The following is a 2,146-nucleotide window of genomic DNA, read 5'->3' on the forward strand; positions in this document are numbered from 1 at the left end:
GCGAGGTTCATGACGCCGCGCTGGCTGAACAGGAAGTCGTATTCGAGTTCCTCCGGCAGGATTTCCCAGAGCTTGAGCGCGTGCTCGTAGATGGCAGCGCTCTCGTCCCAGAGGTAGTTGGAACGGATGATGGTGGTATTCCGGGCCATGTTGCCGCCGGCCAGCCAGCCCTTTTCCAGGACGGCGATGTTGGTCATCCCGTGGTTCTTGGCCAGGAAGTAGGCGGTAGCCAGGCCGTGCCCGCCGCCGCCCACAATCACGGCGTCGTAGCTCTTCTTGGGCTCCGGGTTGCGCCAGAGGAAATCCGGGTGCTCGGGGAGCTGGTGGGTGCTCACTGGGCTGCTCCAATCATGTCTGATTCGACAGCGGCAACGTCGGTGCCGCCATTGAGGTGGGCGTAAAGGGGGAACTTCTCGGCAAGCGCGGTCACACGGGCACGGAGTTCGACGACGGTGCTGTCGCTCAGGGACGTTGTCCCGGTGGTGCCGGTGCCGGCAGCGGCGATCAACGCCGTCGCGATGATGTCCGCAACCTCCGTGAACTCCACAGCACCGAAGCCGCGGGTGGCGAGGGCGGGGGTGCCGATCCGGAGGCCGGAGGACACCATGGGCGGCCTGGGGTCGAAGGGGACGGCGTTGCGGTTGACCGTGATACCGATCCGGTGCAGGGCGTCTTCGGCCTGCTGACCGTCCAGTTCGGAATTGCGGAGGTCCACCAGGACAAGGTGCACGTCGGTGCCGCCGTTGACCACGGAGATTCCTGCCGCGGCAACGTCGTCGCGGAGGAGCCGTTCGGCCAGAAGCTTGGATCCCTGCAGGACGCGTTCCTGGCGTTCCTTGAATTCGGGGGAGCCTGCGAGCTTGAAAGCCACGGCCTTTGCGGCGATGACATGCTCCAGCGGGCCACCCTGCTGGCCGGGGAAAACGGCGCTGTTGATCTTCTTGGCGTACTGCTCCTTGGCGAGGATGACTCCGCCCCGGGGTCCGCCGAGGGTTTTGTGAGTGGTGGTGGTGACGACGTCGGCGTACGGCACCGGGTTGGGGTGCAGCCCGGCGGCCACCAGGCCGGCGAAGTGCGCCATGTCCACCATCAGGTAGGCGCCCACGAGGTCGGCGATGCGGCGGAACTCTGCGAAGTCCAGCTGGCGGGAGTAGGCAGACCAGCCGGCCACGATCAGCTTGGGCCGGTGCTCCAAAGCGAGTGCCTCGACCTCGGCCATGTCGATCCGGAGGTCGGATTCGCGCACGTTGTACGGGACCACGTTGTACAGCTTGCCGGAGAAGTTGATCTTCATGCCGTGGGTGAGGTGGCCGCCGTGCGCCAGGCTCAGGCCCATGATGGTGTCGCCAGGGTTCAGCAGCGCGAACATGGCGGCAGCGTTGGCCTGCGCGCCTGAATGCGGCTGCACGTTCGCGAATTCAGCGCCGAAGAGGGCCTTAACACGGTCGATGGCGAGCTGTTCGATGACGTCAACGTGCTCGCAGCCGCCGTAGTAGCGCTTGCCGGGATAGCCCTCGGCGTACTTGTTCGTCAGGACCGATCCCTGCGCCTCCATAACGGCGGACGGGGCGAAATTCTCCGAGGCAATCATCTCCAGCGTGGACTGCTGGCGGATGAGCTCCCGGCCGATGGCCTGCCCAATCTCGGGATCGACGACCGCGAGTGACTGCGTGAGGCTGTCTATCATGACTACCCCTTGCGGAGGTGAAGGTGCAACGCTGTTGTTCATGTTGCAACTCTAAAGCGGTTCCCCTGTAACGTCAATCACGTCCTTTCCCGGGAGCGATGGCAGAACGAAGGCACTTCGCCCATATCGGAGTTTACGAATTAACTCTTGACTGTGCTGAAGCTCACGCATATTCTGATGCAACAGTGTTGCTTTCATCGCAACCCAAATTTCAATTGGTGGACACATGAGTAACGAAATATCCTCGCTGCCTCCGAGTGACCAAGTACGGCCCGTCAACGGAGACGGCATCAGCAAGGAAACGCGCCGCAGAGTTGTGGCAGCCAGTTTTATCGGCAACTTTGTTGAATGGTTCGACTACGCCGTTTATGGCTATCTTGCCGTCACGATCGCGACAGTCTTTTTCCCTGAATCAGATCCCCAGACCGGGCTTCTGCTGACGTTCGCCCTGTTTGCGAT

Annotated in this window: 2 protein-coding genes and 1 pseudogene; 1 reads left to right on the top strand and 2 read right to left on the bottom strand. The window is 62.5% G+C overall.

Annotated elements, in window-relative coordinates:
* Together ACVWY0_RS22205 and glyA are read right to left on the bottom strand one after the other, a co-directional pair.
* A partial coding sequence (locus tag ACVWY0_RS22205; protein ID WP_485838620.1) for an FAD-dependent oxidoreductase occupies positions 1-335 on the bottom strand: 335 nt, incomplete at its 3' end.
* Positions 332-1,687 (bottom strand): serine hydroxymethyltransferase, encoded by a 1,356-nt coding sequence (gene glyA / locus ACVWY0_RS22210; protein ID WP_485838621.1) that lies wholly within the window; start codon positions 1,685-1,687, stop codon positions 332-334. The genes ACVWY0_RS22205 and glyA, both read right to left, overlap by 4 nt.
* A 226-nt stretch (positions 1,688-1,913) precedes the next feature.
* On the opposite strand from glyA, the pseudogene ACVWY0_RS22215 reads away from it, so the two are divergent.
* A pseudogene (locus tag ACVWY0_RS22215) lies at positions 1,914-2,146 on the top strand (MFS transporter); the annotation flags it as partial.

This window comes from Arthrobacter sp. UYNi723, assembly GCF_054057635.1.